Genomic DNA, 17,363 nt, shown 5'->3' on the forward strand with positions numbered 1-17,363 from the left:
CCTGGATCACCGAGGAGTACGGAGGCTGGCGTCATATGTCCACCGGGGAGGAGTCGTACGCGTCGCGTGACGACGGGTCGGCACGGCCGAGCTTCGAGCTCGCGCTGCGGGGCTACGACAAGCGGCAGGTGGACCGGTACGTCGAGCAGATGGACGGCGCGCTGTCGACGTTGACCGCGGAGCGGGCCCAGGCGGCCGGCCAGATCCAGGGTCTGACCACGCACATCCAGCGGTTGCAGGCGGAGCTGACCGAGTTGCGCCAGCGTCCCGCCCAGGTGGACCGGGCGTCCTTCCGCGACCTCGGCCCGATGGTGGACCAGATCCTCGCCCTGGCCGAGAAGCAGGCCGCGGTGATCACCGACTCGGCGACCCAGCGGGCGAACCAGCTCCAGGGTGAGGCGGAGAAGACGCTGGTCGAGGCCCGGGACCGGACCGCCCAGGCGCTGCGGGACCTGGACGAGGAACTCGCCGCCCGCCGCGACGAGCAGGAGAAGGCGTACGAGGAGCGCCGGACGGCGGCCGACGCCGAGCTGGCCGAGATCCGGGAGCGGGCGGAGCGGCTGCGGGCCGAGGGGGAGGCCGCCCACGAGCGGGCCCAGCAGGAGGCCAAGCGGATCAGCGAGCAGACTGCGAAGCAGATCACCCAGACCAGGGCCGCCGCCGAGGCGTTGACCAAGGCGGCCCGGACCCAGATCCAGCAGGAGATCCAGGCGGCCCGGACGCAGAGCCAGCAGGAGCTGGCCCAGTGGCAGGCCACGGTGGAGCGGGAGGTCGGCGAGCGGCGGGCCGCGGCCGAGCAGGAGCTGGCCGAGCAGCGGGCGGCGGCGGAACGGGAGCTGACCAACCAGCACAGCGCCGCCGAGCAGCAGATCGCCGCGTTGATCGCCGAGGCGCAGCAGTACGCCACCGAGGTCCGCCAGCGGGCCGACGAGCAGACCAGCAGCCACCAGGATCAGCTCGCCACGGTGCAGCGGGAGATCGCCGACCGGCAGAAGACCCTCGCCGAGGTGCAGGGTGAGCTGGAGACGGCCCGCGCACAGTTGGCCGAGATCCAGCAGGAGGGTGACACCACCGAGCGGGAGCTGGCGCGTTCCCGGCAGCGGTTGGAGGAGGTGCGTCGCGACCTGACCGCCGAGAACCGCCGGTTGGAGGAGGCCCGGCAGGCCGCCGAGAGTGTGGAGCGGCACGCCAAGGACGTCCGGGCCCGGGTGCAGCGGGAGGCGAAGCGGGTCGCCGACCTGGCCGCCGCCGCCGTGATGGCGGCTGCCGCCGGGGGTGGGGAGACCGCCGAGTACCCGACGGTGGCGGCCCGGCCGGCCACCGACCCGCCGGTCGAGGCGTCCACCGAACCGCCCGCCGGCAAGGTGCCGACCAACGTCTGACGAGCGGGTACGGCCCGGGGCCGATTCGCTGTGCCCCGGGCCGGTCGGGACGTAGTCTGACGGTCCCGTCACCGAAGACCAGCGCACGCATAGCAGGCTGTGCGGACCCGGCGGCGGGCCGCGGCGGAGGCGAAGCGGCACCGGGCTCGGTCAGCCGGCGGTGATCTCGTCCAGGACCCGCTGTTGGAAGGCGCGGGCCACGGCGGCGGACGGGGGCGGGCCGCCGGCGCGGGCGTCAACACAGCGGCGCACCAGCTCCGGGTCGCGGCCGAGGGCGATCACCCGGCGGCCTGCGGCGACCTTGGACAGCCAGTCTCCGTCGCGGAGGCGGACCAGCGCGCGGCAGGCGTTCAGCACCGCGTCCTCCGCGCCGGGGGCGGGGGCGTCCCCGGGTGGGGCGGGCCGGGCCAGCCACCAGCGCAGCGCCGTCACCACCAGTGTGCGCAGGTCGTCCGGGGACAGGTCGGCGAAGACCTCGCCGGCCGGCGGGCCGGTCAACTGGTGGCCCCGCTGGTGCAGGATGCTGCGGTCGAGGCCGTACCAGAACCGGCCGTCGGCGGCGGGCCGCTCGGCCGGGTCGAGGGTGGCCCGCCACGGCATCGCCGCCCCGGTGTTGAGTTCCACCTCGAAACCCGGTTCGGGAGTGCCCGAGCCGGCCACCTGGCGGGTGTAGACGACCAGTTCGAGGCCGCGGGCCGGGCAGGGCAGCGCCTCGTGCCGTAGCCGGGTGACCAGTTCCTGCCGGGTCCGTCGGGGTAGCGTGTCCCGGCAGACCAGCGCCACGTCCACGTCGCTGCGGCCCGGCTGGTACGCGTCCAGCGCCACCGACCCGGCGGCGTAGGCGCCCACCAGCTCCGGCCCGAGCACGTCGTGGGCGGTGCCGAGCAGGTCGGCGAGGTAGCGGCGAACGGCGGTGTCCATGCCGGTCATCCTGCCGCCCGCACGGGCGCCGTGGTGGTGCGGGTCGGGCGGGCCGGGTCCGGCCGCCGGGCGGAGTCGGGTGGGGGGCACCCCTGGCGCGGACGCCACGGGTGGGACAGACTTGAGGCCCGACAGCGAGGACGGGGGCATGGGCAGCTCCACACAGGACGATGCGGCGGCGGATTTCGTGCGGGAACTGACCCACTGGCGTCACCAGCGGGGCATGTCCAAGAAGGAACTGGCCGAACGCACCGGTTTCGACCCGTCGTACGTCAGCCACATCGAGAACGGCAGGCACCAACCCACCGAGGAGTTCGCCCGGCGGGTCGAGCTGGTGTTGGACAGCGGCAACCGGATCTGGCAGCAGTACGTCGCCTTCGCCGACAGCCGGGGTGCCGGGGGACGCCGCTCCCCGCTCGGTCCGACCGCGGTGCCGCCGCCGGCCGGGTCGCATCTGGTGATCGAGGACGAGCAGGCCAGCCTCTCCCTCGTCGACGGGGTGTACGAGTGCCGGTTCCGGCGGGTGCTGCACAGCGTGGGCACCGAGCCGATCACCCGGCACACGGTGCAGATCGACATCGACAGGTTCCCCGACGATCCGGCCCGGTCGACGGTCTTCCACGGTCGGCATCCGCTCACCATCGACGAGGTCGACTTCCGGGCGACCATCGGCGTCGACCAGCCGGAGCCGATGCGGTGGCGGGTCGGGCGCAGCCGGGACGCCTTCCTCAAGATCGTGTTGTTGCTCGACGGCGGAGGCACTCCGATGCCGCTCTATCCCGGCCAGCGCACCATGGTGGACTACTCCTACCGGGTTCCGGCGTGGAAGTTCGGCGACTGGCTGCAACGCGACATCCGGCTGCCCACCCGCAACCTGGTGATCCGGCTCGACTTTCCCGCCGAGACGGGTCCCACCGTCTGGGGCAACGAGACCTCGTTCACCGCGGAGAGCAGCGCCGAGGTACGCCCGGACGGTCGGGAGCGGCAGGGGCGGATCGCGTACGAGTGGGTGGTGTCGCGGCCCCGGTTGCGGGCGCAGTACCGGGTGGAGTGGCGCTACGCCGATCCACGCGCCGCCCTGGTCGACGCGCCGTCGGATATCCGACCTTTGACCTGCTGAACGCCGCCACCGCTTCGGCCGGACGTTCCCACCGGACGGGCCGACGGGTGTCGTTTCCGACAGATCCGGCCGGTTGTTCGGGCTCGGCATAGCGGTGCGGCGGGCCCGACCGTTAGGCTCAGAGGCTGAACGGGGTCGACGGAAACATCGACTTTGTTCGATGCGGGTTGCGAGTATCGGCTGGTAGTGGCACCGGAAGGCAGGCTGGAGTGACCCGAGAAGGTGAGCCTGGGCCGCGATACGCCCACCGCGCGGACAACAAGCGGGTGGCGTACGAGGAGACCGGTGCTCCCGACGGGTTCCCCGTCTTCCTGATGCACGGCACGCCCGGCAGCCGCCGGGGGCCGAAACCCCGGGGCATCGTGCTCTACCGCATGGGCATCCGGTTGATCGCCTACGACCGCCCCGGTTACGGCGACTCCGACCGGTTCGAGGGCCGGGACGTGGCCGACGCGGCGCGGGACGTGGAGGCCATCGCCGACCAGCTCCAACTGGGCCGGTTCGCGGTCGCCGGCCGCTCCGGTGGCGGTCCGCACGCGCTTTCCTGCGCCGCCGACGAACGCCTGCGCGGCCGGGTGAGCCGGGTCGCGGTGCTGGTCAGCCTTGCCCCGTCGGACGCCACCGGCCTGGACTGGTTCGACGGCATGAACACCGACAACCAACGGGGATTCGGGGCCGAGCGGCCGGACACCGACACCGTGGTGGAGGAGATCCGGCAGCGGGCCGCCCGGGCCGCCGAGGACCCCCGGTTCCTGCTGCGGGACCTGATGACGCAGATGGGTCTCCCCGACCTCCGGGCGATCAACGACGCGGCGCTGCGCGGGATCATCTTCGACACCTACCAGGAGGCGTTGCGGGCCGGCCCGTACGGCTGGATCGACGACGTGTTGGCGCTGCGCCGGAACTGGAAGTTCGACCTCGACGCGATCGACACCATGGCCACCCCGGTGCGGCTGTGGCACGGTGCGGAGGACACCTTCGCTCCGGCCAGCCACGGCCGCTGGTTGGCCGACCGGATTCCGGGTGCCGAGATCGAGGTGCAGCCGGGCGCGGCCCATTTCGACGCCATGCAACAACTGCCGCGCATCCTGCGCTGGCTCACCGAAGCGGGGACGCCGGTGAACTCTGACGTGCTCATCGGCGCCCGGCCCGGTCAGTAGGGGTGCGGGTCGAGGACCCGCCGCACGTACCGCCCGTCGCGCAGCACCACCACGCTCGGGTGCTCCTGCCCGATCCGGTCGGCGAGCCGGTCCGCCAGCCGCATCCGCCCGATGCTGACCACTCCCCCGCTCGCCGCCTGCCGGGCCGTCTCCACGTTGCCGAGGCTGCGCAGCGTGTCCGGGTGGTCGGCCCCCAGCACCGCGGTCAGTCGGGCCACCACGGCCTGCAACCGGGCGAAGCCCTCCTCGCCCTGCCCGTTGAGGATGGTGAAGACGGCGGCGTTGTTGTCCGCGCCCATGCTGAACGGATGCTCGGGTCCGAGCACCTCCCGCAGCCCGTCGGCCGCGGCCATCGTGAACGCGTACGCCTCCTCCTGCACCCCCGCGTCCCACAGCGCCACCCCCCGGTTGAGTTCACACACCAGCGTGTAGGGGTGCTGTGCCCCGAACACCTGGGTGAGCGTCCGCTGCATCTCCTGCAGCTCCGACCGGGCCTGCGCCGCCTGACCCTGGAGCATCAGGTTGGCCGTCCGGCTCAACCGGCACAGCAGGGTGTCCGGGTTGGTCGGTCCGACGGTGGAGCGCAGCCGGGTGTAGGCGTCGTCGAGCAGCCGACCCGCCTCGGCGATCCGGCCGGTGCTGCGCAACGACGTCGCCAGGTTCGCCTGCGCGGTGAGCACGGGACGGAACTCCTCGCCGAAGACACGGCGGTACGCCTCGACCACCTCCCCCAGCAACGCCGCCGAGGTCTGGTAGTCGCCAATCTCCCGCAGGTCACGCGCGTAGTTGTTGGCCGAGAGCAGGGTACGGGGATGCTCCGGGCCGAGCACGACCCGCAGCCGGCGGTAGGTGGTCTGGTCGATGTCGAGCGCCCGGACGAAGTCGCCGGAGAGCCGGTACGAGGCGGCCAGGTTGTTGGCCGCGTTCAGGGTGCGCCGGTGGTCCTCCCCGAACACCTCCACGGACGCCTCGTAGGTGCGCAGATCCTGCTCCAGCGCCTCCCGGTAACGACCGAGGGCGCGCAGGTCCGCCGCGTACCCGCCGGCGGTCATCAGGGTGTACGGGTGGTTCTCGCCGATCAGCTCCCTCTGCTGGCGCAGCGTCTCGTCGTCGAGGGTCCGGGCCTGCTCGAACAGGCCAAGGCTGCGCAGCAGGTTGGCCCGGTTGAAGCGCAGGTTCAGCAGTTGCACGCGCAGCGAGCGGTGGGCGCCGGTGTCCGGGGACAACCCCTCCAGCATGGTCGTCCAGATCTTGTCGACCTCCCGGGCGTACTGCGCGCCCTGCTCGAAACCGCCGTTGAGGAAGATGTACCGGACCCGGTCGATGACCAACTGCCGGACGGTGTCGTCGTGGCAGGACACCGCCTCCGAACCGTCCAGGTGCGGCCACAGGTGCCGGTAGCCGGACTGGAAGGCCGGGTCGTCCACCTCCCCGGAGGGGCGGGAACCGGCAAGGATGCGGTGCACGTCGTGCTTGACCTCGGCCAGTTCCTGCTCGGACATCCGGGACCGCAACGCCGCCTGGAGCAGCCGGTGGATCTGCACCCGCTGGGCGTGCAGGTCCACCTTGATCAGGGCGAGCCGGTTGATCCGCTGGACCAGCGCGGCGGCGATGTCCCGTTCGGAGACCCGGTCGGTGACCTGCGCGGCGACCAGCGGGTCGTGCGGAGCGATGACCTTCGCCACCTGGTCGCCGTAGAGCAGGTCGAGGGCGATGTCGGGGGCGAGCACCGAACCGAGTTGCAGCAGCCGGTAGGCGCCCGGGGACTGCTGCCGCAGGCCGGCCAGCGAGCGGCCCCACACGTCGCTGTCGGGGCCGGTGCGGGCCAGCCCGGCCAGGTACGTGGCGACCGAGTCGGGGCTCTCCGCCAGCCACGCGCCGGCCAGCGCCACCAGGATCGGCACGTCCTCCACCGCCTCGGCGACCTGCTGCGCCTCGGCCACGGTCATGCCCCGGCGGCTGGTCCGGCCGATCAGGTGGCTGACGCTCTCGCCGCGCTGGAAGGCGTCCACGTCGACCGCGCGGGCCAGGTCACCCCAGTCCGGGTTGCGGGTGGTCACCAACACGTGCCCCTCGCCCTGGGGGAGGTAGTCCCGGACGTCCTCGTACTGGTCGACGTTGTCGAAGACGATCAGCCAGCGCAGCGGCGGCTCGTCGACGCCCCGGCCGCCACCGTGGCTGAACCAGTCCCGCACCGCCCGGGCGTTGTCCGGCACGTTCTGCAGGTCCGGCAGGCTGAGCCGGCGGCCCAGGTCGGCGAAACGGACGTCGATGAACTGCGCCGGGTCGGCGTCCACCCACCAGATCACGTCGTACGCGCCGTGGAAACGGTAGGCGTACTCGGTGGCGAGCTGGGTCTTGCCGATGCCGGCCCCGCCGCGCAGCGCCACCGGGACCCGCTCCCGCGCCGCCGTCTTCAGCTCCTCGCGCAGGGTCAGCAGCAGCCGGTCCCGGCCGGTGAACCGCACGTTGCGCGCCGGGGCGTAGAAGACCAGCGGCTCGACGCCGGGGTAGCGGGTCGCCGGCACCGGCCTGTCCCGCCCGTCGGTGGACCGGCCGACCAGCTCCCACACCTGCTCGGCGGCGGCTGCGGCACCCCGCTCGTAGACGGTGGCCCAACTGCCCGGCGGGGTGTCCACCGACGGGGTGGTGTCGTCCAGGTGCAGCGCGAGCACGGGGGAACCCGCCTGCCGGGCGACCCCGCCGAGGGCCCGGCGGGCGGCGAGGTAGTCGCGGGAGACCAGGTGCAGCTCGCGGGAGGCCGCGCCGGCCGGCACCGTCGCCGGGGCACCCACCGGGACGGCCAGCACCCGCAGGTCGACGGCGTGCAGCGCGGACTGCACCCACTCCGCCCACGCCTGGTCCTCCGGCACGTACCGCAGCACGATCAACTCGTCGACGATCACCGGCTTGCGTTCGAAACGTTGGAAGGTCTGCCGGCGCAGTCCCTCGTCCATCCGGGGCAGCCCGGCGACCGTGCCGTTGGTGATGTGCCGGGTCAGCGCCTCGTACGCCGACAGCAGGCCCCGGCTGCCCGGCACGTCGCCGAACGTCGCCAGGGTCTCCTCGTAGGCGTAGTAGGCCCGGTAGGGGACCTCGACGGAGAGCCAGTAGTCCTGCCGTTCCAGCTCGGTCATGCCGCTGGGCAGGCCGGCGAACCGCTGCATGGCCAGCGCCCGGCCGGCGTCGGTCTTGGTCTTCTCCCCCTCGTCGACGCGCATCGGCACCGGCAGCACCCGGCGGGCGCGGCGGCCCTCGTAGCCGCGTACCCGGGCGGCGACCGAGGCGGCACCGTCGATGCCCTGGTCGCTGAGGGTGAAGCAGTCGACCAGCACGTCGGGCAGGTGGATGGTGCAGATCTCGGCGACGTCGCTGATGCCGGTGCGGCTGTCGATCAGGGTGTAGTCGTAGTGCCGCTTCATGTCCGCCCGCAGCGCGTCGAAGAACTGCGCCCCGCCGAGCCGGTTGTAGAAGTTGTCCCAGTTCAACCCGGTGACGCTGGTGGCGTAGTCGGGGTTGTGCCGGCCGGCGAGCAGCAGGTCCAGGGTGCCGCCGCCGGGGAACTCCCAGCTCACCGAGAAGGCGTGCTTGTGGACCCGGGCGTACTGGCGGTGCCAGTCGCCGGGGCGGGTGTCGTCGCCCTCGCGCCGACGGCGGGCGTTCTCCCACTCGTAATCCAGGATCAGGTCCATCACCCCGCCGGTGGAGGCGACCTGGTCAGGGTCGAGGAACGGCGCGAAGAACCGGTGCAGGCCGGGGGATTCCAGGTCCCAGTCGGCGACGAGCACCTGGTGGCCGTTCGCGGCGAGGATCCAGGCGGTGTTCGCCAGCGCCATGGTGCGACCGGTGCCACCCTTGTACGAGTAGAAGGTGACGACCTGGCCGTCGCGGGGTGGAGTCATCGTTCTGCCTTCCCTCGCCGTACGTCGAACGGTCCGGCCGGCCCCAGGCTCGGCTTCGGATCGTGCGGGCCCTCCGGCGGATCGACCGGCCCGTGCCGGAGGAACTGTTTGCGCGCCTCGGTGACCAGCAGTGGCGCGCAGCGCTCGAACTCGTCGATGGTGCGCACCGGCAGCACCCGGGGAAACCGGGCGTCCTGCAAGGTACCGGCGATCTCCTCGGGTGTCGGCTCGCCACGCGCATGGTCGGCGGCGATGACGAGCGGGACCACCCACTGCGGCAGCCCGTCGAGCGCGGCGCGGGCGGCGTCGACCCCGACACCGGCGTCCACCAGCACCACCGCCGGGCTGTGCGGGGCCTGGTCGCGGGCCTCGGCCAGCCCGACCACCCGGGTGGGCAGACCGAGCCGCTCGGCGGTCGCGGCCACGTAGTCGGCGACCGCCAGTTGGTGCTGGTCGCCGTAGGGCCGCCAGCGGGCCCGGTCGGCGGCGAGGGTGGTGACCACCAGCGCGGTGCCCGGACCGTCGGGGACCGGCCGGCTGGTCAGCGTCGCCGCCCGGGACCGGGCGAGCGGTTGCTGCTCGGTCACCGTCACGATCCGGTCGGCCAACGCGTCGCGCAGCCGCCGGTACTGCCGGCCGTAGGCGCTGAGCTTGCACAGCGCGCGCAGCCCGTTCTCGGCGTAGTCGGCGCGGTCGTCGGGGTCGTCGGTCAACGCCAGCGCCTGGACGATCTCGGGACGGTCCTCCCAGGACGGCAACGGCATCCAGAGCACCGGCAGCAGGTGCCGGTCGGCGTGGCCCGCCGGCAGCCGGGCCAGCCGGCTGCGGAACGAGTCCCGTTCGCCCAGCGCCCAGGCGTTGCGGAAGTAGTTCGGGGAGTAGAGCGGCACGAACACGTGCGTGACGCTGAGCGCGTCGGTGAGCGTACGGCGCAGGTCGGCGCCGGGGACGACCTGGCCGTCGAAGAAGCCCGCCTCGATCTCGACGGTGCGTCGGGGGTGCTCCCGGACCGCCCTGGCGAGATCCTGGAAGAACTTGCCGACCCAGTAGTCGGTGTCCGGCCGGGCGGCGTCGGACAGCGGGACGGAGTGCGCGTAGCTGAGGAAGAAGTAGGTCTCCTGCCCGGGGACCCCGACCGGGGAGGTGTCAGACCAGGTCATGCCCGTCCTCCTCGAACCGGTCGCGCAGCTGCCGCAGGTCGGTCGGGACGGCCGGCTCGACCGAGTGCGTGCGGTACGCGCGGGCGATCCGCTGGGCCAACCGCCAGACCACCGCGTCGTAGGCGTCCTTGCCGTTGCTGCCGAGGCTGAGCAGGCCGTAGATGCCCTCCTCGTGGTACTGCGGGGCGATGTCCGAGGGTAGCCGGGTGGGGCTGAACATCTGCCGCCGCGACACGACCTCGGGCACCCGTCGCCGGTCCACCACCGACCAGTTGACCGGGATCACCGGGGTCTCCCCCGCCGACGGCTCGGCGTCCGGACGGGGCACCGCCCGCCTGCGGGTGAACGCGTCCCACTCCCGGGCGCACCACTGGCTGCGCAGGTACTGCGGGGAGATGAGCGGGATGAAGACCTGGCAGTGGCCGGCGGCGAAGGCGAGATCGTCGGTCCACAGCTGCCCTCCGTCGAGCATCCGGTCCATGAAGCCGGCCGTCCGGCCCGGCCCGAGGCCGAGCAGCTCGACGACGTGGTCGGAGAGGTCGACGAAGAGCTGGAAGACCTTCTGGTTGGTGTCCCGTGGGGGCGCCGCCACCCGGTTGCGGGTGCGGGCGTAGCTGAGGAAGAACACGGGGGCGCTCTCGTCCTCCCAGAACTGTTCCTCCGCCACCTACCGCTCCCGCCCGGCGTCGCCGCTCCCGGCCGACCACAGTATCGACAGTGGCCAACCCCGCGCTGTCCCCTTCACGCCAGTCGGTGCTCATCCATCCACCCGTGGGCGAGGTCGACCGCGCGGCGCAGCCGCACGCAGTGGCTGTCGGCGGCCCCCACCGGCCCGCAGCGGACCGCCCCGTCGGCCACCACGGCCGCCCCGATCCGCGGGAAGTCGCTGTCGTCCAGGTGCGGGGCGCGGAAGTCCCGGCGGACCCGGCGGCCCTGCGGGTCACGCAGGTAGCAGCGGTACGCCCGGTGCGGGGCGGGCCGGGCGCACCGGTACTCGGCGAGGTGGAACGCGGTGCACACCGACCAGTCGACGCCGAGCAGCAACACCAGGGCGTCGGCGGCGTACAGCGCGCCCAGCGGGGACCGGTCGCCGAGGTGGCAGTCCAGGTCGTGCCGGGCGGTCAGGGCGGCGGCGGCCGGGCCGAGGGCGGCGAAGGAGGTCTGCGGGTGGGCGCTGCGCCGGGCGTCGACCTGCCGGCGGACGTGTTCGGCGAACGCCCCCATCCCCTGCGCCGGGCTGTGCGCCTGATCGAACGGCACGATGGCCGCCTCGACGGCGGCGGCTTGGGCCGGGGTCATCCCCGCCGTGGCGGCCCGGAACGCCGGTGAGGTCACCGAGTTGCCTGCGGTCTGCGTCGGCACGACCACCGTGCCGTCGTCGCCGAGGGTGTCGCGCAGCGCCGCGAGGAGGGTGGCCGGCGCTGCCGGGTCGGGGCGGACCCGGGACAGCGCGCAGTGCACCAGCACGGTCGCGCCGGTGGGCAGCCCGAGCGCCCGCAGGTCGGCGGCGAGGGTGGACCTGTCGTTCACCGCCATCCGTCCAGCGTGGCGCGCATCCGGCTGACGAAGCGCTCGCCATCGGCGGTGAGGCTGCCGAGGTCGAGCAGCGCGTCGACCGTCCCGTCGGTCCACTCCCGGTAGCGCCGGTGGTGGGCCGCAGCCTCGACGCCGGGGCGGTGCCGCCACACGTCGGCGACGGCGAGGTGGGCGTAGACGCCGTGCAGCGCGCCCTCCACCGGGCGGGGGTCGTCGCGCCAGGGCACCCGTAGCCGTCGGGCGTCGGCGGGGTCGAACAGCTCGCAGACGTCGAGCACCGCGTCCAGCTTGAGGTGTTGCACCTCGTGCACGAGCAGCACCGCCAACGCGGCGTCGTCGGCGACGGGGGTGACGGCGACCGCGCCGAACGCGGACCGGGCGGCGGCGCTGCGGGCGCGGCCGGACGGGTCGGGGCGCAGCGGCACCACGGCGCGCAGCAGGGCGCGTACCCCGGCGGCGTATCCGGCGGCCTCGGTGTCGAGGCGGTCGACAGCCCGGCGCACCTGCCGCGTCCAGCGGTCGGCGACCGCCGGGGTGAGCCGGGCCGCCACCGGCAGGTCGAAGCAGTCCCGGTACGGGTCGGTGTCCTCCAGCAGGACGGTCCCGTCGTCGGTGTGGGCCGCCCGGGTGGGCCGCCAGCGGTCCGGGTGGGGTCCGACGGCCGGCCGGACCAGGACCCGTCGCCGGCCGGCCCGCAGCGCGACGCCGCCGGCGGAGATCGTGACGGGCACCGTGGCCGCGTCGGTGTCCACCATGATCGCGCCGAGGGTCGGCAGGTGCACCGCGCCGGCCCGCACCGGCAGCACGAGGTCGGCGTCGACGCCGGCCCGGACCGCCACGGCGGCGGCGACGGCGGCGAGGTGGGGCAGGTCGCCGTTCGCCCCGGCCCGGCACCGCTGCGCCCACCGCCTGACGAACGGGTGGGTGAGCACGTGGTCGACGGCGTCGGGCGCGGACACGTCCAACTCCACCAGGAGGTGCCAGCCGGCCGCCGCGACCGGGTCGGCGGTGGCGGCGGGGCTGAGCGCGACCGTCAGCGCGCGGGCGATGCCGTGGTGGACGGCGGCGAGCTGCCCCACGGACCCGGGGCCGCCCCGCCCGGAGCCGAGGTCGGCCAGGACGGCGGGGGGCAGCGTGTCGGCCGGCCGCTGCTCCGGCGGCCCGCCGGGGACGGCGGTGGCCCGGATCAACGCGGCCAGGTCCGCGCAGTAGGCCGACGGGTTGTCGAAGCCGGTGCCCGAGCGGTACCGGTGGGCGACGAGGCCGCCGCCGCAGCGGCGCACCAACGGGCAGGAGCGGCAGGTGGCGCAGAGGCCGGCCAGGCCGGACTGGCGGACGGCGATGCCGGGGTGGGCCGCCGCCTCGTCGACGGCGTGCCGGAACACGTCCAGGCCGGTGGCGGCGGCGCCGTGGAAGGCGGACTTGAGCGAGTCGACCTGCTCGAAGCTGCCGTCGGTCTCCACCACGACCAGGTCCGCCGGGGCGAGCCCGACCGCCTCGGTGCCGGTGCTGCCGCCGGTGGCCGTGGCCAGTAGGGACTCCAGCAGCCGGATCGGCACCGGCCGCCCGTCGGCCAGCCAGCGCCGGTGGATGGTCAGCAGCCAGTCCGCGTACGGGGTGGCGGCCCCGTCGGGGCGGGCGGGCGGGCGGTCCCAGTTGGCGTGCGGCAGCAGGAAGTCGATCCGGGGCGGTTCCTCGGCGAGCAGCGCCAGGTAGACCCGCAGCGGGTCGTTGGCCAGGTCGACGGTGCACAGCAGCCCGGCGTAGGAGCTGCGGTAGGCGGGGCGGCGCAGCAGGGCCAACGCCCGGCGCACCTGGTCGTGGCTGCTCGCGCCGTTGGCGTACCGGCGGTGCCGGTCGTTGGCCGAGCGGTCGCCGTCCAGGGAGACGCCCACCTTGACGTCGTGGGCGACGAGGACGTCGGCGATCTCGGGGGTGAGCAACACGCCGTTGGTCTGCATCCGCAGGTCGAGCCGGGTCACCGGGTCGATCGTCAGGCGCAGGGTGGTGGCGGTGGTGGCGAGCCGGGCCGCGCCGGCGAGCAGGGGTTCCCCGCCGTGCAGGACCACCCGGACCGTGCTGAGCCGGTGGGTGGCGGCGTGTTCGGCGATCCGCCGGGCGGTGGCCTCGACCGTGTCGGGCGTCATCAGCCGGGGTTGACGACGCCACGACTGGTCGGGGTGTTCGTAGACGTAGCAGTGGTCACACGCCAGGTCGCACCGGCTGGCCAGCTTGAGGACGTACTGGCTGAGCGGGGTGACCGGGGAGCGGGGCGCGGTGGCCGGGTCAGACGTGCGAGCTGAAGGCGGCGACATCGACCCGGGTCGGGTGGGTGGCCCGGCGGTCGTCGATGCGTGCCACGGCGGCGGCCCGCTCGACCGGGATCTGGCCGAGCGGCGTCCGTCGCACGTCGCTCAGCGGCGCCGGGAACGGATCGGACGGGCGTTGGGTGCGGTCCACGTCGGGCCCCCATCTGTGTCGGAGGTGGACGGACGTCCGTCCACGTCGACGACCAATCACGGATATCGATGATGCTATCCGCCACAGCCCGTCATGTCACTGCTGCGCAGCGCCATCGTCCTCGATCATCTTGGCCATCCAGGCCGCGTTGGACTGGGCGATGATCCGCTCGGCCTCGGCGACGAGCGCCTCGTCGTCGGTCCAGCCCAGCCCGGCCGCCCGGGTCAGCCGCAGCCGGGTCAGTTGGTCGGCCGTCCGGGCGTACTCCAGGTGTTGTTGTTCGTAGCGTTCGGCCGCGCCGTAGCCGACCAGCGCGGTGGAGACCACCGCGACCACCCCCACCCACGCGGTCAGGCCGAGTCCGTCGCCGAACACCCCGACCACGGCGGAGAGCACGGCGGCCAGGACGGTCAACGCGGTCGCCGCGCGACCGAGCCGGGCGGCGGCGCGGCCGGCCTGCCGCGCCGCCGGCAGGTAGTAGCCGTCGATCTGTCGCTGCACCCGTTCGACCAGGTAGCTCGGCACGTCGGTGACCGGCGGCAGCGGACGGTCGGCCGGGGCGCCGTCGAGGATGTGCCCGACCAGGTCGCCGACGCCGTCGACGAGCAGTCCGTAGCGGTGCAGCAGGACGGCGTCGGCGTCGGTGCCGGCGTAGGGGGCGACGCGGGCGAGGTAGCGGTACAACTCCGCCTTCGACGCCTCGGAGACCGCCCGGAGCCGGGTCCAGACGGCCACCGCGTCGCGGGAGGCGCGGCGGCCGAGCACCGGCGTCAGCAGCAGCGACAGGGCGGCGACGAGCGCCAGCACCCGGCCGGCGGTGGGCGCGGACGCGGCCAGCCGGGCCGCCGCGGTGCCGGCGACGGCGGCGGTTGCGGTCAGTGCGGCGACCGCCCTCCGCCCGGTGGTGATCCGCCGCTTGGCCCGTCGGGCGGCCTGCGACCAGTCGCCCTGCCCCCGCCAGACCTGCCCGGCGGCGAGGGACGCGTCGATATCCGGCACAGCCGCATGGTAGGCGATCGACGCCCATCCGACTCGTGCCCGACGGGCCGAGCACGACGGACATGACGACGTTGTCGTACTGCTGGTCGACCGGGTGTATGCGCATCCGGCGCGCGTTCCGGCGAAAACCCGCAACTGGGGCGGCCGGCCGGCCCTAGATCGACGGGGATCACCTGTTCAGACCGGGGTGGTCGACGATCGTTCATCACCTGGCAACAGGGGTTTCGGCAGCCCGGACGCATGGTTGCCCGGGTCAACCCATTGATATGGGTGCCTGCCCGTGTGATCGTGCCTCCAGCAGTCGCCAACCCCCGGCGACACGCGACGGACAGTCACCCCCACCGGGCCCGCCGGCAGCCCGGAGACCACCCGTCGCGACCATGCCTCATGCAGCACCGGCGCGCGACCCCACCAGGCACCGCGACGCCGCCCGAGAACAGGAGCACCCCCCTTGACGCTCTCACCCCGCCTCGTCGCGCTCTCCGGCGCGGTCGCGGCCGGCCTGATCGCCGCGGGCACCGCCGCAGCGGTCCAGGCCGCGCCGTCCCACCCCGTCCCCGACCCGGCCCAGGCCCGGGCCGCCGCCGTCGGCGCGGCCAGCTCGCTGGTCGCCAGCCGTCCCGCCTACCTGCACGCGAGCGCCGACGACGCGTTCGTGCAACGGCCCGTCATCGCCTCCGAGGGCATCCAGTACGTCCCGTACGAACGCACCTACAAGGGCCTGCGCGTGGTCGGCGGCGACTTCGTCCTGGCGACCACCGCCACCGGCGAGGTCACCTACGCCTCCGTCGCCCAGCAGCAGAGCATCGGGAACCTGTCCACCACGCCGAAGCTGACCGCCGCCGCGGCGGAGCGGACCGCCCGCGCCCAACTGCGCAAGGTCAGCGGCGTCGAGGGCACCGCGCTGGTCGTGCACACCCTCGGCGCCCGGCCCACGCTGGCCTGGGAGACCACCGTCACCGGCACCGGCGCGGACGGTCCCAGCCGGCTGACCGTCGACGTGGACGCCGCCACCGGCGCGGTGCTGGACACCCAGGAGCACGTCGTGCGGGGCACGGGCACCGGCGTGTGGAACGGCCCGGTCACCCTGAACACCACCCAGTCGGGCAGCACCTACTCACTGAAGGACCCGAGCATCACCAACCTGAGCTGCCAGGACGCCGCGAACAACACCACCTTCTCCGGCTCGGACGACGTCTGGGGCAACGGCACCGGCACCAACAAGGAGACCGGCTGCGTCGACGCCCTGTTCTCGGCGCAGACCGAGCACAAGATGCTGACGCAGTGGCTGGGTCGTAACGGCGCGAACGGCAGCGGTGGTGCGTGGCCCATCCGGGTCGGCCTCAACGACCAGAACGCCTACTACGACGGCTCCCAGGTGCAGATCGGCAAGAACACCGCCGGGCAGTGGATCGGCTCGCTCGACGTGGTGGCCCACGAGATCGGCCACGGCATCGACGACACCACCCCCGGCGGCATCTCCCGGGGCAACACCCAGGAGTTCGTCGCCGACACCTTCGGCGCGGCCACCGAGTGGTTCGCCAACGAGCCGTCCACGTACGACGCGCCGGACTTCCTCGTCGGCGAGAAGATCAACCTGGTCGGCAGCGGCCCGATCCGCAACATGTACAACCCGTCCGCGCTCGGCGACGCGAACTGCTACTCCAGCAGCATCCCAAGCCAGGAGGTGCACGCGGCGGCCGGCCCGGGCAACCACTGGTTCTACCTGCTGGCCATGGGCAGCAACCCGACCAACGGGCAGCCGACCAGCCCGACCTGCAACAGCAGCACCGTGACCGGCCTCGGCATCCAGAAGGCCATCAAGATCATGTACAACGCGATGCTGCTCAAGACGACCACCTCGTCGTACCTGAAGTACCGCACCTGGACGTTGCAGGCCGCCAAGACCCTCTACCCGGGCAGCTGCACCGAGTTCAACACGGTCAAGGCCGCCTGGGACGCGGTGAGCGTGCCGGCGCAGTCCGGCGACCCGACCTGCACCGGCGGCACCCCGACGCCCACCCCGACCGCGACCTCCACCCCGACGCCCACCCCGACCTCGGGCGGCTGCTCGGGCCAGAAGCTGACCAACCCCGGCTTCGAGTCCGGCAGCACCGGCTGGACCGCCACCTCGGGCGTGATCACCTCGTCGGCCAGCCAGGCCGCGCACGGTGGCTCGTACAAGGCGTGGCTCGACGGGTACGGCTCGACCCACACCGACACCCTCACCCAGTCGGTGAGCATCCCGGCCGGTTGCCGGGCCACCCTGTCCTTCTGGCTGCACATCGACACGGCCGAGTCGGGCAGCACGGCGTACGACAAGCTGACCGTCAAGGCCGGCAGCACCACCCTGGCGACGTACTCCAACGTCAACGCCGCCAGCGGCTACGTGCAGCGCAGCTTCGACGTGTCCGCGCTGGCGGGCAGCACCGTCACCATCTCGTTCAGCGGGGTGGAGGACAGCAGCCTTCAGACGTCCTTCGTGGTGGACGACACCGCGCTCACCCTGAGCTGACCCTCCCACCGCCGGCAGCGGCCGGTCGTCGCCACCCGCGACGGCCGGCCGTCGGCGTGTCCGCCCCACCCGCTCTCCCGGCCACCCGGGGCCGGCCCGGGTCCACCCGCCGGCCGACCGGCTTCCGCCGTCACCCGCGACTACGAGCCGATTACGGCTCAATGGTCCGCAGCCGCGAGGGGGATACCTACTTCCGGTGGGCAGGTGC

At 73.5% G+C, this 17,363-nt stretch carries 12 protein-coding genes; 4 read left to right on the top strand and 8 right to left on the bottom strand.

Annotated features, from left to right (window positions below; all coding sequences use genetic code 11):
• Positions 1-35: 35 nt before the first annotated feature.
• Positions 36-1,382, top strand: coding sequence for a DivIVA domain-containing protein (locus Q2K16_RS05100; RefSeq protein WP_302746370.1), 1,347 nt, complete (start codon positions 36-38; stop codon positions 1,380-1,382).
• Positions 1,383-1,532: 150 nt separating this feature from the next.
• On the opposite strand, the gene Q2K16_RS05105 is transcribed toward Q2K16_RS05100, so the two are convergent.
• Positions 1,533-2,303, bottom strand: a complete 771-nt coding sequence (locus Q2K16_RS05105; RefSeq protein ID WP_302743853.1) for a nucleotidyltransferase domain-containing protein — start codon at positions 2,301-2,303, stop codon at positions 1,533-1,535.
• Positions 2,304-2,451: 148 nt separating this feature from the next.
• Between Q2K16_RS05105 and Q2K16_RS05110 the strand changes: the two genes are divergently transcribed.
• Both Q2K16_RS05110 and Q2K16_RS05115 read left to right on the top strand, forming a co-directional pair.
• Entirely contained in the window at positions 2,452-3,423 is a 972-nt protein-coding gene (locus Q2K16_RS05110) for a helix-turn-helix domain-containing protein (protein ID WP_302743854.1), read from the top strand.
• 209 nt (positions 3,424-3,632) lie between these two features.
• Positions 3,633-4,583, top strand: a complete 951-nt coding sequence (locus Q2K16_RS05115) for an alpha/beta fold hydrolase (RefSeq protein WP_368052541.1) — start codon at positions 3,633-3,635, stop codon at positions 4,581-4,583.
• Here Q2K16_RS05115 and fxsT read toward each other — a convergent pair.
• From fxsT to Q2K16_RS05150, 7 genes are all read right to left on the bottom strand, one after another.
• Positions 4,577-8,485, bottom strand: a complete 3,909-nt coding sequence (gene fxsT, locus Q2K16_RS05120) for an FxSxx-COOH system tetratricopeptide repeat protein (RefSeq protein WP_302743856.1) — start codon at positions 8,483-8,485, stop codon at positions 4,577-4,579. The two genes, Q2K16_RS05115 and fxsT, sit on opposite strands and share 7 nt — an antisense overlap.
• Positions 8,482-9,645, bottom strand: coding sequence for a TIR-like protein FxsC (locus Q2K16_RS05125; protein ID WP_302743857.1), 1,164 nt, complete (start codon positions 9,643-9,645; stop codon positions 8,482-8,484). The genes fxsT and Q2K16_RS05125 overlap by 4 nt, the downstream gene beginning before the upstream one ends.
• Positions 9,632-10,312, bottom strand: a complete 681-nt coding sequence (locus tag Q2K16_RS05130; protein WP_302743858.1) for a TIR-like protein FxsC — start codon at positions 10,310-10,312, stop codon at positions 9,632-9,634. Before Q2K16_RS05130 ends, Q2K16_RS05125 begins: the two co-directional genes overlap by 14 nt.
• A gap of 74 nt (positions 10,313-10,386) precedes the next feature.
• A complete protein-coding gene (locus tag Q2K16_RS05135; protein ID WP_302743859.1) occupies positions 10,387-11,181 on the bottom strand; it encodes an AAC(3) family N-acetyltransferase in 795 nt (264 codons plus the stop codon).
• The gene (locus Q2K16_RS05140; protein ID WP_302743860.1) at positions 11,172-13,496 is read right to left on the bottom strand and encodes an FxsB family cyclophane-forming radical SAM/SPASM peptide maturase; all 2,325 of its coding nucleotides are present in this window, start codon (positions 13,494-13,496) and stop codon (positions 11,172-11,174) included. The genes Q2K16_RS05135 and Q2K16_RS05140 overlap by 10 nt, the downstream gene beginning before the upstream one ends.
• Positions 13,468-13,641, bottom strand: a complete 174-nt coding sequence (locus Q2K16_RS05145; RefSeq protein WP_302743861.1) for a hypothetical protein — start codon at positions 13,639-13,641, stop codon at positions 13,468-13,470. The genes Q2K16_RS05140 and Q2K16_RS05145 overlap by 29 nt, the downstream gene beginning before the upstream one ends.
• A gap of 96 nt (positions 13,642-13,737) precedes the next feature.
• Positions 13,738-14,640: a DUF4231 domain-containing protein gene (locus tag Q2K16_RS05150; RefSeq protein WP_302743862.1), complete on the bottom strand. Its 903-nt coding sequence runs from the start codon at positions 14,638-14,640 to the stop codon at positions 13,738-13,740.
• Between the two features lie 451 nt (positions 14,641-15,091).
• On the opposite strand from Q2K16_RS05150, the gene Q2K16_RS05155 reads away from it, so the two are divergent.
• A complete protein-coding gene (locus Q2K16_RS05155) occupies positions 15,092-17,155 on the top strand; it encodes a M4 family metallopeptidase (RefSeq protein WP_302743863.1) in 2,064 nt (687 codons plus the stop codon).
• Positions 17,156-17,363: the final 208 nt, after the last annotated feature.

This window comes from Micromonospora cynarisoli (assembly GCF_030518815.1).
GTDB lineage: Bacteria > Actinomycetota > Actinomycetes > Mycobacteriales > Micromonosporaceae > Micromonospora > Micromonospora wenchangensis.

Excerpts from the sequence above, each read along its gene's own strand:
- Q2K16_RS05100 (WP_302746370.1), top strand. The coding sequence starts at position 36 with ATGTCCACCGGGGAGGAGTCGTACGCGTCGCGTGACGACGGGTCGGCA.
- Q2K16_RS05105 (WP_302743853.1), bottom strand. The coding sequence starts at position 2,303 with ATGGACACCGCCGTTCGCCGCTACCTCGCCGACCTGCTCGGCACCGCC.
- Q2K16_RS05110 (WP_302743854.1), top strand. The coding sequence starts at position 2,452 with ATGGGCAGCTCCACACAGGACGATGCGGCGGCGGATTTCGTGCGGGAA.
- fxsT (WP_302743856.1), bottom strand. The coding sequence starts at position 8,485 with ATGACTCCACCCCGCGACGGCCAGGTCGTCACCTTCTACTCGTACAAG.
- Q2K16_RS05125 (WP_302743857.1), bottom strand. The coding sequence starts at position 9,645 with ATGACCTGGTCTGACACCTCCCCGGTCGGGGTCCCCGGGCAGGAGACC.
- Q2K16_RS05135 (WP_302743859.1), bottom strand. The coding sequence starts at position 11,181 with ATGGCGGTGAACGACAGGTCCACCCTCGCCGCCGACCTGCGGGCGCTC.
- Q2K16_RS05140 (WP_302743860.1), bottom strand. The coding sequence starts at position 13,496 with ATGTCGCCGCCTTCAGCTCGCACGTCTGACCCGGCCACCGCGCCCCGC.